10 protein-coding genes are annotated in these 11,852 nt (G+C 72.2%); 6 read left to right on the top strand and 4 right to left on the bottom strand.

Going from position 1 to position 11,852, the window contains the following annotated elements:
- The first annotated feature begins 125 nt into the window (after positions 1 to 125).
- Complete coding sequence (locus AB0881_RS05425) at positions 126 to 740, top strand: dihydrofolate reductase family protein (RefSeq protein ID WP_366614438.1); 615 nt, start codon at positions 126 to 128, stop codon at positions 738 to 740.
- Between the two features lie 53 nt (positions 741 to 793).
- On the opposite strand, the gene purL is transcribed toward AB0881_RS05425, so the two are convergent.
- The 4 genes from purL to purS form a co-directional block, all read right to left on the bottom strand.
- Positions 794 to 4,144: a phosphoribosylformylglycinamidine synthase subunit PurL gene (gene purL, locus AB0881_RS05420; RefSeq protein ID WP_366614437.1), complete on the bottom strand. Its 3,351-nt coding sequence runs from the start codon at positions 4,142 to 4,144 to the stop codon at positions 794 to 796.
- On the bottom strand, positions 4,141 to 4,821 hold the full coding sequence (gene purQ, locus AB0881_RS05415; protein ID WP_366614435.1) for a phosphoribosylformylglycinamidine synthase subunit PurQ: 681 nt from the start codon (positions 4,819 to 4,821) through the stop codon (positions 4,141 to 4,143). Before purQ ends, purL begins: the two co-directional genes overlap by 4 nt.
- Before the next feature lie 108 nt (positions 4,822 to 4,929).
- Positions 4,930 to 5,376 carry an ATP-binding protein gene (locus AB0881_RS05410; RefSeq protein WP_366614434.1) on the bottom strand — a complete coding sequence of 149 codons (447 nt, stop codon included), beginning with the start codon at positions 5,374 to 5,376 and terminating at the stop codon, positions 4,930 to 4,932.
- 281 nt (positions 5,377 to 5,657) lie between these two features.
- Complete coding sequence (purS, locus tag AB0881_RS05405) at positions 5,658 to 5,900, bottom strand: phosphoribosylformylglycinamidine synthase subunit PurS (protein WP_366614433.1); 243 nt, start codon at positions 5,898 to 5,900, stop codon at positions 5,658 to 5,660.
- Between the two features lie 92 nt (positions 5,901 to 5,992).
- On the opposite strand from purS, the gene AB0881_RS05400 reads away from it, so the two are divergent.
- The 5 genes from AB0881_RS05400 to AB0881_RS05380 all read left to right on the top strand — a co-directional run bounded on the left by AB0881_RS05400 (position 5,993) and on the right by AB0881_RS05380 (position 11,850).
- Entirely contained in the window at positions 5,993 to 7,612 is a 1,620-nt protein-coding gene (locus tag AB0881_RS05400; protein ID WP_366614432.1) for a hypothetical protein, read from the top strand.
- Between the two features lie 217 nt (positions 7,613 to 7,829).
- Entirely contained in the window at positions 7,830 to 8,966 is a 1,137-nt protein-coding gene (gene pdhA, locus AB0881_RS05395) for a pyruvate dehydrogenase (acetyl-transferring) E1 component subunit alpha (protein WP_366614430.1), read from the top strand.
- A complete protein-coding gene (locus AB0881_RS05390; protein ID WP_366614429.1) occupies positions 8,963 to 9,973 on the top strand; it encodes an alpha-ketoacid dehydrogenase subunit beta in 1,011 nt (336 codons plus the stop codon). The genes pdhA and AB0881_RS05390 overlap by 4 nt, the downstream gene beginning before the upstream one ends.
- 2 nt (positions 9,974 to 9,975) lie before the next feature.
- Entirely contained in the window at positions 9,976 to 11,367 is a 1,392-nt protein-coding gene (locus AB0881_RS05385) for a dihydrolipoamide acetyltransferase family protein (protein WP_366614428.1), read from the top strand.
- Between the two features lie 162 nt (positions 11,368 to 11,529).
- Entirely contained in the window at positions 11,530 to 11,850 is a 321-nt protein-coding gene (locus tag AB0881_RS05380; protein WP_366614427.1) for a PGPGW domain-containing protein, read from the top strand.
- Positions 11,851 to 11,852: the final 2 nt, after the last annotated feature.

Genomic DNA, 11,852 nt, shown 5'->3' with positions numbered 1-11,852 from the left:
GAGGCGTGGCGATACGCCAAGGCGCGGAAAAATTTCTCACGGATTCCGGGCGCCGGTGTCGGATCGGGCCGCGCCGTTCGTAGCACAGGTGAGTGCGACGAACTCAGCGGGAAGGGATCTCCGACATGAAACTGACGACCGTCACGAACGTCTCCGTCGATGGCGTGATGCAGGGGCTCGGCGGGGCGGAGGAGGACCGCGGGGACGGGTTCGAGCGCGGCGGCTGGGCGCTGCCGCTGTTCGACCACGAGGGCGAGGCGTACCTGGGACGGATCTACCAGCGGGCCGGCGCGTTCCTGTTCGGGCGGCGGACGTTCGAGATCTTCGCCGCCTCCTGGGGAAGCGGCACGTGGGGGTCGGACGAGGGCGACAACCCGATCTCGACGGCGCTGAACGGGCGGCCCAAGTACGTGGTGTCGAGCACGATCACCGACCCGGGGTGGGCGGACACGACCGTCATCTCCGGTGACGTCGCGGCCGCGGTCCGGAGGCTGAAGGCCGAGCCGGGCGGTGAGCTGCAGGTGCACGGGAGTGGAAGCCTGGTCCGCTCGCTGCTCGACGCCCGGCTGGTCGACGAGATCATCCTGCTCACCTATCCCGTGGTCGTCGGCCAGGGAACGCGGCTGTTCCCCGCCACCGGCCCGGACATGGCACTCGAACTGGTCGAATCGCAGGTCACCTCGAACGGCGTGACGATCCAGGTCTACCGGCCCGGCGGGCGCCCGCAGTACGCGCCCTAGGCGCAGCGCGAAGCGCCCGGCCCCGTGTGGGGGGCCGGGCGCTTCCGCCGCTTCTAGCCCGCGTAGCTGGGGACGGTGCGCTCGTGCGCGTCCCGCAGCTCGACCAGCGGGATCGAGAAGAGCTCCTGCGTCTCGCCGTCGGTCCCGACGGACGACACGTCGAGAGAGTCGCCGCCGATGATCCCGAGCTGGGAGACGGGGACGCCCGCCGCCTCGCAGAGCTGCGCGACGCGCTGCTCGGCGCCCGGGCGGATCGCCACCACGGCGCGGGCGACCGACTCGCTGAACAGCGAGACGAACGCGTCCCCCCGCAGTGTGATCTTGGCGCCGAGGCCGCCGCGCAGGCAGGACTCGACGAGGGCCTGGGAGAGGCCGCCGTCGGACAGGTCGTGCGCGGCCGTCAGCAGCCCCTCGCGGGCCGCGTTCACCAGCACCGAGGCCAGCGCCCGCTCGGCGGCCAGGTCGACCAGCGGCGGCAGCCCGCCCAGGTGGTCGTAGACGACGTGGGCCCACTCGGAGCCGCCGAACTCCTCGCGGGTCTCGCCGAGGAGGGCGAGGGTGGCGCCGTCGGAGGTGAACGACATGTTCACGTGCCGGCGGACGTCGTCGTGGACGCCCAGCACGCCGATGACCGGCGTCGGGTTGATCGGCGTGGTGCCGGTCTGGTTGTAGAAGCTGACGTTGCCGCCGGTGACCGGGACGCCCAGGTACTGGCAGGCGTCCGCCAGCCCCGTCACCGCCTGCGCGAACTGCCACATCACGCCCGGGTCCTCCGGGGACCCGAAGTTGAGGCAGTTGGTCACCGCGAGCGGGCGGGCGCCGGTGGCGGCCACGTTCCGGTACGCCTCGGAGAGCGCGAGCTGGGCGCCCGAGTACGGGTCGAGGCGCGTGTAGCGGCCGTTGCCGTCCAGGGACAGCGCCAGGCCCAGGCCCGACTCGTCGTCGATCCGGACGATGCCCGCGTCCTCGGGCATCGCCATCACGGTGTTGCCCATCACGTACCGGTCGTACTGCGAGGTCACCCAGGTCTTGCTCGCCAGGTTCGGGGACCCGGCCAGCCACAGGACCGTACGGCGGATCTCGTCGGGGTTGGACGGCCGCGTCAGCCGGCCCGGCGTGTCGGCCTGCAGCCGTCCGAGGTCCGCCGGCGGCTCGTACGGCCGCTGGTACACCGGGCCCTCGTCGGCGGCCGTCGTCGGCGGGATGTCCACGATCGTCTCGCCGCGCCAGGTCATGACCAGGCGGCCGGTGTCGGTGACCGCGCCGATCGTCGTCGCCGGGATCTCCCACTTGGCGCAGATCTCCAGGAACCGGTCGACCTTGCCCGGCTCGACCACGGCCATCATGCGCTCCTGCGACTCGCTCATGAGGATCTCCTCAGGGCGCAGCGTCGCGTCGCGCAGCGGGACCGAGTCCAGCTCCACGTGCATGCCGCCGGTGCCGGCCGCGGCCAGCTCGGTCGTCGCGCAGGACACCCCGGCCGCGCCGAGGTCCTGGATCCCGACCACGAGGTCCTCGCGGAACAGCTCCAGGCAGCACTCGATCAGCAGCTTCTCCATGAACGGGTCGCCGACCTGGACGCTGGGCCGCTTGGCCTGCGACTCCTCGTCGAACGTCGCCGACGCCAGCACGGAGGCGCCGCCGATGCCGTCCGGGCCCGTACCGGCACCGAACAGGATGACCCGGTTGCCCGGGCCCGGGGCGATCGCGCGCTTGATGTCCTCGTGCTTCATCACGCCCACGCACAGGGCGTTGACGAGGGGGTTCTGCGCGTAGCAGGCGTCGAAGACGGTCTCGCCGCCGATGTTGGGCAGGCCGAGGGAGTTGCCGTACCCGCCGACCCCGGCCACCACGCCCGGCAGCACCCGCTGCGTGTCGGGAGCGTCGGCGGGCCCGAAGCGCAGCGAGTCCATCACCGCGACCGGCCGCGCGCCCATCGACATGATGTCGCGCACGATCCCGCCGACCCCGGTCGCCGCGCCCTGGTAGGGCTCCACGTACGACGGGTGGTTGTGCGACTCCACCTTGAAGGTGACCGCCCAGCCCTGGCCCACGTCCACGACCCCGGCGTTCTCGCCCATGCCGACCAGCAGCGCGTCCGTCTGCGGCGCCTTGTCGCCGAACTGGCGCAGGTGCACCTTCGAGCTCTTGTACGAGCAGTGCTCGCTCCACATCACCGAGTAGATCGCCAGCTCGGCGGACGTGGGACGGCGGCCGAGGATGTCGCGGACCCGCCGGTACTCCTCGTCCTTCATGCCCAGCTCGGCGTACGGCAGCGGCCGGTCCGGCGTCGCCGCCGCGACCGCGACCGTGTCCGTCCCCTGCTCGGCCTGGGGACGCGGCTCCGGCGAGACCGGCTCCTGCGCGGCCCACTGCTCGGCGGGCTCGTCCCCCGCGGTGACGTCGGCGGGCTTGCCGAGCCGCTGCAGGATCTCCGCCGCCGTCACCGGCGCGGGCGCCTCGTCCGGCACGAACGGCTCGTTCGCCGTCTCCTGGGTGGGCCCACCGGGCCCGCCCTCACCCTCCGACCCCGCGGGATGCTCACCCGACACCGCGGCCTGCGGGCCCGTGTTACCCGGAACGGCGGCCTGCGGGCCCGTGTTACCCGGACCGGCGGCCTGCGGACCGGTGTTGCCCGGCGCGGCGTACTGCGGGCCTGCCTCGGGCTGAACGGCGGGCTGCGGCCCCGTGTTACCGGGAACGGCCGCCTGCGGGCCCGTGTTGCTCGGCACGCCGTACTGCGGCCCCTGCTCAGGCTGGACGGCGGGCTGCGGGCCTGTGTTGCCGGAAACGGCAGGCTGCGGCCCGGTGTTGCCCGGCACCGCGTACTGCGGACCTGGCCCGGACTGCACGGCAGGCTGCGGGCCCGTGTTGCCCGGCACGCCGTACTGCTGGCCTGCCTCGGGCTGGACGGCGGGCTGGGGGCCCGTGTTGCCGGAAACGGCAGGCTGCGGCCCAGTGTTGCCCGGCGCGCCGTACTGCGGGCCCTGCTCAGGCTGGACGGCGGGCTGCGGGCCCGTGTTGCCCGGCACGCCGTACTGCTGGCCTGCCTCGGGCTGGACGGCGGGCTGCGGGCCCGTGTTGCCCGGCACGCCGTACTGCTGGCCTGCCTCGGGCTGGACGGCGGGCTGCGGGCCGGTGTTGCCCGGTACGGGCGGCTGCGGGCCCGTGTCGGCCGGGACGGCGGGCTGGGGGCCCGTGTTGCCGGTGCGGGCGGCGGCCTCGCGTTCGCCTTCCTCGCGGACGGCCTCGTACGCCTGGGTGACCGAGGGGTCGACCGGCTGCAGCTCGGGGTCGTCGGCGTCGGACTTCAGCTCGACGAGCCACTCCAGGCTCGGCTCGTCGGACGAACCGGGCGCGGGGGCGTCCGGGGTGCCGGGAGAGGTGGGCGGCTGCTCGCTCATGCGTTGACCAGTCTCTTGACGATCGAGGTGAAGAAGCCGAGCCCGTCGGTGGACGGACCGGTGAGGGACTCCACGGCGTGCTCGGGGTGGGGCATCAGGCCGACCACGTTGCCGGCCTCGTTGGAGATGCCCGCGATGTCGTTGAGGGAGCCGTTGGGGTTCAGGTCGAGATAGCGGGCGACGATGCGGCCGCTCTCCTCCAGCTCCTCCAGGGTCTCCTTGTCCGCGGTGAAGCGGCCGTCCGCGTTCTTGATCGGGATGACCAGTTCCTGGCCCTCGCTGTAGTCGGCGGTCCAGGCCGTCCCGGCGTTGTCGACGCGGAGCCGCTGGTCGCGGCAGACGAAGTGCAGGCCGGCGTTGGGCAGCAGGGCGCCGGGCAGCAGGTGCGACTCGCAGAGGACCTGGAACCCGTTGCAGATGCCGAGGACCGGCAGGCCCGCCTCGGCGGCGGCGACCAGCTCGGTCATCAGCGGGGCGAACCGGGCGATCGCTCCGGCGCGCAGGTAGTCCCCATAGGAGAACCCTCCGGGGAGCACGACGGCGTCCACGCCTTGCAGGTCGTGGTCGGCGTGCCAGAGGGCGACGGGCTCGGCCCCCGCGAGCCGTACGGCTCTGGCGGCGTCACGATCGTCGAGGGAACCTGGGAAGGTGATGACCCCAACCCGGGCAGCGTCCATCTCTTCTGTTCCTCCGAAATGAGGGCGGCCGGGGCTGGGCGGCTCTCTTCGCCGAACAGCGATGCCGATCACCGGTGCGCGGTGCGTACCCCGCGCGCGGGTCCCAATCTACCCGGCGCTGTGCATGAGCCTGCCGTCGAGGCGCCTGATCAGGGCCTCGTCACGCCAGGTCAGGCGCTTGTGAAGGTGGACGACGGTGCCGTGTTCGGGGGCCGAGTCGATGCTCAGTTCGTCCACCAGCGCCCGCATGATCCTAATACCGCGGCCTGATTCGGCCAAATCGTCCGGTTCTGTGAGCGGTGGTGCTTTCCGCGGGCCCCGTCCGCCGTCCTCGATCCGCAGCCGGCAGGCGCCGTCGTCGACACTCCCCGTCACCTCGAAATCACCGGACGCGCGGGCGTGCTGGATCACATTCGTGCACGCCTCGGACGCGGCCACGAGGATATCCCCGACGCAGTCTTCGGAAACGCCCAGTGCGCGCAGCGCGTCCCCCAGCACGCGCCGGATCACCGGGATGCTCAACGCCTCGCGCGGTAGTGCGAGCGAGAACTTCATGTCCACCGGTCACCTCGTGTCATGCCCCGCGGCCGAGGCCGCGGTCCCCCGAGCGCGCTGCGCGTCTCGACGTCGCTAAGGTTTCCCCGGCGGTATCTTGCGTAATCGTTGGACCGTCGGCTCTTTCGGTGAAATCTCGGTTGCCGGCAGGCCGCTTTACCCTGCACGGCCGGGACGGCCACCTTCGGCCGCCGGGCGAATCGGACGTTCCAGAAAAGGATCCGAATCGATTGGAACGCGGCAAGATCAATGGGCCCGGCCGGCAATTGCGGCCATTCGCCTCAGAGAACGTGCACCTCGAAGTTCTCGATCACCGGATTGGCCAGCAGCGTCTCGGCGATCTTGCGGACCCGGTCCAGGGCCTCGTCGTCGGCCGGGCCGTCCAGCTCGACCTCGAAGCGCTTGCCCTGCCGGACGGCGGCGACGCCTTCGAAGCCCATCTGCGGCAGCTTGCGGGCGATCGCCTGCCCCTGCGGGTCGAGGATCTCCGGCTTGAGCATGACGTCGACGACCACGCGAGCCACGACCGCCCCCTTATTGATCTGCGGTTTCCTTACCGTCAGAAGCGTACGGCACCATGGCCTGAGCCCGACCACCCGTCCCCCGGAGTCGTCCGATGAACATCGATGAGCTGTCACCACCGGAGCGCCGCCTGTGGGAGGCGTTCCCCCGCGGTGAGTCCGTCGACCTGTCCAGCGGCGACCCCGTACTGAACGACCCGTCGACGGCCGACCGCTGGGGCCCGGAGCGGATGGTCCGCGCCGAGGTGCTGGTCGCGCTGCTGGCGGGCGCGGTGGCGCCGGAGTCGGGGCACATCGCCGCCGTACGGCTGACCGGGGCGCGGATCCTCGGCGCGCTCAACCTCGGGCACGCGCAGGTGACGGTGCCGCTGGCGCTGACGGGGTGCAGCTTCGACAACGCGCCGCACTTCTACTGGGCGGGCATGAACAGCGTCCACCTGATGCGCTGCCGGCTGCCCGGCCTGATCGCGTCCGGGACGCGGGTGGACGGCCATCTCTGGCTGGAGGGCAGCCAGGTGACCGGCGGCCTCCTGCTGGACGGGGCGCACATCGCGGGCATCCTCAACATGTCGGGCGTCCAGCTGCTCAACCCCGGCGGCGACGCGCTGCTCGCCGACCGCCTGACCGTGGACGCGAACGTCTACTGCGACCAGGGCTTCGTCGCGAACGGCGAGGTGCGGCTGCCCGGCGCCCGGGTCGGCGGCCAGCTGATCTTCCGCAAGGCGCGGCTGCACAACCCGTCGGGCGCCGCGCTGTACGCGAGCCGGCTCGACGTGGCGGCGAACGTGTTCTGCGACGGCGGGTTCTCGGCGCAGGGCGCGATCCGGCTGCGCGGCGCGCGGGTCGGCGGCTACCTGTCGTTCGTCGGCGCGGAGCTGTCCAACCCGGAGGGCATCGCGCTCAACGCCGACGATCTCGCGGTGGAGACCGACGTCTACTGCTCGGACGGGTTCAACGCCGCCGGCGCGGTCAGCTTCGCCGGCGCGCGGGTCACCGGCCAGCTCAGCTTCCGCGGCGCCCGCCTGAACAACGCCTCCGGCACGGCCCTCAGCCTCCAGCGGCTCCAGGCGGAGGAGGTGCTGCTGCGCCCGGCCGAGCGGATGGCGGGCGTCGCCGACCTCTCGTACGCGCGGATCAACCTGCTCCGCGACGACCGCGAGACGTGGCCCGAGCGCCTCCAGCTGGACGGCCTCCAGTACGAGACGCTCGAACCGCCGCTGCCGGCCCGCGAGCGACTGGGCTGGATCCGCCGCGACACCGACGGCTACCAGCCGCAGCCGTATGAGCGGCTCGCCCAGACGTACCGCTCGCTGGGGCTGGACGCCGACGGCCGCTCGGTCCTGCTGGCCAAGGCCCGCGACCGGCGCAAGACGCAGGGCGTGCCCCGCAAGATCATCGGCTGGCTGCAGGACGGCCTGGTCGGCTACGGCTACCGCCCGTTCCGCGCCGCGAGCTGGCTGATGGGCCTGCTCGCCTTCGGCACGATCGTCTTCTCGCTGCACAAGCCGGGCATTCTCAACGAGGACGACCATCCGCATTTCAACGCGTTCTTCTACACCCTCGACCTGCTGCTGCCCATCGGCGACCTGGGCCAGGAGCGCGTGTTCGCGCCGCAGGGCGTCTACCAGTGGATCGCCAATCTGATCGTCATCGCGGGATTCATCCTCGGGCTGACGGTGGCGGCCGGGGCGACCCGTTCGCTTTCTCGCGAATGACCGTTCCGGGGGTTCCGCGCTTCGCGGGCGTGTCGCCGGGCTGAGCGGGTCCGGGATGGGTAGGGATCGGGTACCTGGGGGCTTGCGCTCCCCGGTGTGATGTCTGCCACGATGGCATCAGCGGCTTTCGTCCCTTACCAGGGGAGACCGGAAGCCCGCTGAGGCCGGCCGGCCAGCGGCGATCCCGCGAACCGGCCCCGAACGAGGAGTGTCATCGATGACGATCGACTCCGTCCGCGGCGCGCCAGCCATCCCGGGGCACGCCGAACCCGAGCTGATCCAGCTGCTCACGCCCGAGGGCGAGCGGATCGAGCATCCGGACTACCCGCTGGACCTCTCCCCCGAGGAGATCCGCGGGCTCTACCGGGACCTGGTGATCGTCCGCCGGGTCGACCTGGAGGCGGTGGCCCTCACCCGCCAGGGCGAGCTGGGGATCTGGGCGTCGCTGCTGGGCCAGGAGGCCGCGCAGATCGGCTCCGGGCGCGCGCTGGGCGAGCACGACATGGTCTTCCCGACGTACCGCGAGCACGGCGTGGCGTGGTGCCGCGAGGTCGAGCCGCTGCGGCTGCTGGGGCTGTTCCGCGGCGTGAGCCACGGCGGCTGGGACCCGGCCGAGCACGGCTTCCACCTGTACACGATCGTGATCGGCAGCCAGACGCTGCACGCGACGGGCTACGCGATGGGGATCCAGCGCGACGGGGTGCTGGGCACGCCGTCGGCGGGCGCGACCATCGCCTACTTCGGCGACGGCGCGACGTCGCAGGGGGACGTGAACGAGTCCTTCGTGTTCGCGTCGGTGTTCAACGCGCCGGTCGTGTTCTTCTGCCAGAACAACCAGTGGGCCATCTCCGAGCCCCTGGAGAAGCAGACGCGCATCCCCCTCTACAAGCGGGCCCAGGGGTACGGCTTCCCCGGCCTGCGGGTGGACGGCAACGACGTCTTCGCCTGCCTGGCGGTGACGAGGAAGGCCCTGGAGAACGCCCGTACGGGCCAGGGCCCCACGCTCGTCGAGGCGTACACGTACCGGATGGGCGCCCACACCACCACCGACGACCCCACGCGCTACCGCCTCAAGGCCGAGGAGGAGGCGTGGAAGCTCAAGGACCCGATCGAGCGGGTCAAGGCCCATCTCGTCCGGGGCGACATGGCCGACCCCGCCTTCTTCGAGAAGGTCGAGCAGGAGGCCAAGGAGTACGCGGCCGAGCTGCGCCGGCAGTGCCTGGCGCTCCCGGACCCGGCACCGCTGGAGATCTTCGACAACGTGTACGCGGAGCCGCATCCGCTGATGACCGAGGAGCAGGAGCAGTTCGCCGCCTATCTGGCGTCCTTCGAGGGGGAGGAAGAGCGGTCATGACCGAGACGATGGCGTCCGGCACCGCGCGTGCCGCGGGGACCGAGACCCTCACGCTGGCCAAGGCGCTGAACCAGGGCATGCGCAAGGCGATGGAGGACGACCCCAAGGTCCTGATCATGGGTGAGGACGTCGGCAAGCTCGGCGGCGTCTTCCGGGTGACCGACGGGCTGCAGAAGGACTTCGGCGAGGAACGGGTGATCGACACCCCGCTGGCCGAGTCGGGCATCGTCGGCACCGCGATCGGGCTGGCCCTGCGCGGCTACCGGCCGGTCTGCGAGATCCAGTTCGACGGGTTCGTGTTCCCGGCGGCCGACCAGATCATCACCCAGCTGGCGAAGATGCACCTGCGGTCGCTCGGGAAGCTGTCGCTGCCGGTCGTGATCCGCATCCCGTGCGGGGGCGGCATCGGGGCCGTGGAGCACCACAGCGAGTCCCCGGAGAACTACTTCGCCCACACGGCCGGGCTGCGGGTGGTGGCCTGCTCGAACCCGGCCGACGCGTACACGATGATCCAGCAGTCGATCGCCTCGCCCGACCCGGTGATCTTCTTCGAGCCGAAGCGCCGCTACTGGGACAAGGCGCCGGTCGAGCTGGACGCGCCCGGCGCACCGCTGCACGAGGCGCGGGTGGTCCGGCGCGGCGACGACGTGACGCTGCTGGCGTACGGGCCGGCGGTCAAGACCTGCCTGGAGGCCGCCGCGGCCGACGAGGGCCGCTCGCTGGAGGTCATCGACCTCCGCTCGCTCAACCCCCTCGACATCGGCACGGTCGTGGAGTCGGTGAACCGCACGGGCCGGTGCGTGGTCGTCCACGAGGCGCCGGTGTTCGGCGGGTACGGCGGCGAGCTGGCCGCCCGGGTGACCGAGAAGTGCTTCTACCGGCTGGAGTCGCCGGTGCTGCGCGTCGGCGGCTTCTCCACCCCGTACCCGCCGTCCCGGCTGGAGGACCACTACCTGCCCGATCTCGACCGCATCCTGGACGCGGTCGACCGTACGTTCGCGTGGTGACCATGAAGCGGTTCAATCTGCCCGATGTGGGCGAGGGGCTGACCGAGGCCGAGATCGTCAAGTGGCATGTGGCGCCGGGCGACACGGTCGAGGTCAACCAGACGATCGTGGAGATCGAGACGGCGAAGGCCATCGTGGAGCTGCCCTGCCCGTTCGAGGGCGTGGTGGCCGAGCTGCTGGTCGCCGAGGGCGAGACGGTGGACGTCGGGGTGCCGATCATCTCGGTGGACGACGGTACGGCTCCGGACGGCGCGGCGAGCGCCGGGGGCGGCGTCTCGGAACGGGCCGAGGCGCTCAAGGAGGACCTCGTCCCGGCCCCCGAGGAGCCGGGGACCGTGGCTCCGGACGCGCCCAAGCGGCAGCCGGTGCTCGTCGGGTACGGCGTGAAGGAGGGGGCGACCAAGCGGCGCCCGCGCAGGCCCGCCAACGGCAGCGCCGCCGCGCCGCCGGCGGCTCCCGCGCCGCACGCCGCGCCCGCCGCGCCCGCGGCGCCCGTCCCGGCTCCCCGTCCACAGCCTGTGGACAACCCGCTGCCGCTGGCCAAGCCGCCCGTGCGGAAGCTGGCCAAGGACCTCGGCGTGGACCTCACGTCGATCACCGGCAGCGGCCCGCGGGGCTCGATCACCCGGGACGACGTCCAGGCCGCCACCCGGCCGGCCACGGCCGCCGCTCCCGCCGCGGCGCGGGCGGACGAGGAGCGGATCCCCGTCAAGGGCGTCCGCAAGGCCACCGCCGCCGCGATGGTGAACTCGGCCTTCACCGCGCCGCACGTCACCGAGTTCCTCCAGGTGGACGCGACGGAGACGGTCGAGGCGGTACGGCGGCTGCGCGAGCTGCCCGAGTTCGCCGAGGTCAAGGTGTCGCCGCTGCTGCTGGTGGCCAAGGCGCTGATCACGGCGGCCGGGCGGCATCCGATGGTCAACGCCCGCTGGGAGGACACCCCGTCCGGCGCCGAGATCGTGGTCGGCCGGCGGATCAACCTCGGCATCGCGGCGGCGACCGACCGCGGCCTGATCGTCCCGAACGTGAAGGACGCGCAGGACCTGCCGCTGCCCGCGCTCGCCACGGCGCTGAACGAGCTGGCGGCGACGGCGCGGGCGGGCAAGGCGAGCCCGGCCGACCTGACCGGCGGCACGATCACGATCACCAATGTGGGCGTGTTCGGGGTGGACTCCGGTACCCCGATCATCACGCCCGGCGAGTCGGCGATCCTGGCGTTCGGCCAGATCCGCGACATGCCGTGGGTGCACGAGGGCGAGCTGGCGATCCGCAAGGTCACCACGCTGGCGCTGTCGTTCGACCACCGGGTGATCGACGGCGAGCTGGGCTCCAGGGTGCTGCGCGATGTGGGCGACATGCTGTCCGACCCGCTGCGCATCCTCGCCTGGAACTGACCGGCAGGACCCGCACGACCCGTACGGCCGCGCGGTCACGGTGCGCCGTGGCCGCGCGGCCGGCGGTGACGATGGTCACAATCGCCCGTTCGGCGATCTTTCCGGGCGTTCGCGGGGTCTCACACGGTAAGGCACCGCAACCCGACGCCCGCAGGAGGCCGCGTGACCACCGTCGCACCCGACCGCCCCGCCACCACCGTGACCGACCGCGCCGAGCTCGTCCCCGTGCCGGAGCCCGAGCGGAGGCCGCGTTCCGGCGTCCTCCGGCTGGCGCGCAAGATCGGCGTCACGATCGCCGGGCTCGCGCTGATCGTCGCGGGCATCGTCATGCTGGTGATCCCCGGACCCGGCGTGGTCGCGATCCTGGCCGGGATCGGGCTGCTGGGCACCGAGTTCCCCGCCGCCCGCCGGGTGAGCGAGCGGCTGAACGGCTACCTGCGCGCCGCCTGGCGGAAGATCCGGCGCCGCAAGGACGCCGCCTGATC

The organism is Spirillospora sp. NPDC029432 (genome assembly GCF_040703975.1).
In the GTDB taxonomy this organism is placed as follows: domain Bacteria; phylum Actinomycetota; class Actinomycetes; order Streptosporangiales; family Streptosporangiaceae; genus Spirillospora.
The sequence above is the reverse complement of the archived record's forward strand: the minus strand, read 5'-3'. Positions and strand labels throughout refer to the sequence as shown.